Annotated in this window: 1 rRNA gene; it reads right to left on the bottom strand. The window is 53.9% G+C overall.

The window, feature by feature from the left end:
* A 23S ribosomal RNA gene (locus ACFC4D_RS46440) occupies positions 1-1,025 on the bottom strand; the annotation flags it as partial.

The following is a 1,025-nucleotide window of genomic DNA, read 5'->3' as shown; positions in this document are numbered from 1 at the left end:
CAGTTAAACTACCCACCAGGCACTGTCCCTGAACCCGATCAGGGTCCGAGGTTAGAGGTCCAATACGATCAGAGTGGTATTTCAACGATGACTCCCTCGACACTGGCGTGCCGATTTCACAGTCTCCCACCTATCCTACACAAACCGTACCGAACACCAATACCAAGCTATAGTGAAGGTCCCGGGGTCTTTTCGTCCTGCCGCGCGTAACGAGCATCTTTACTCGTAATGCAATTTCGCCGAGTCTGTGGTTGAGACAGCTGAGAAGTCGTTACGCCATTCGTGCAGGTCGGAACTTACCCGACAAGGAATTTCGCTACCTTAGGATGGTTATAGTTACCACCGCCGTTTACCGGGGCTTAAATTCTCAGCTTCGCCACCGAAGTAGCTAACCGGTCCTCTTAACCTTCCGGCACCGGGCAGGCGTCAGTCCGTATACATCGTCTTACGACTTCGCACGGACCTGTGTTTTTAGTAAACAGTCGCTTCTCACTGGTCTCTGCGACCTCACCCAGCTCCCGGAGCAAGTCCGTTCACCAGACAAGGCCCTCCTTCTCCCGAAGTTACGGAGGTATTTTGCCGAGTTCCTTAACCACAGTTATCTCGATCGCCTTAGTATTCTCTACCTGACCACCTGTGTCGGTTTGGGGTACGGGCCGTGTACCAACTCACTAGAGGCTTTTCTCGGCAGCATAGGATCACTGAATTCGCCTCAATCGGCTACGCATCACCTCTCAGGCTATATGTCTGGCGGATTTGCCTACCAGACGCCCTACAGGCTTACACCCGGACAACCATTACCGGGCCCAGCTACCTTCCTGCGTCACCCCATCGCTTACCTACTACACCCAGGGTCGTATGCAGCCAGTTCCGGCTTCCCGAAGGAAGTCCATCCCCTTTTGGATACTTAGCACAGATGATTCGATATTTGGCGCGGATACACGGGTACGGGAATATCAACCCGTTGTCCATCGACTACGCCTGTCGGCCTCGCCTTAGGTCCCGACTCACCCTGGGCGGATTAA

This window comes from Nocardia sp. NPDC056000, from assembly GCF_042269265.1.
In the GTDB taxonomy this organism is placed as follows: Bacteria; Actinomycetota; Actinomycetes; order Mycobacteriales; family Mycobacteriaceae; genus Nocardia.
The sequence above is the reverse complement of the archived record's forward strand: the minus strand, read 5'-3'. Positions and strand labels throughout refer to the sequence as shown.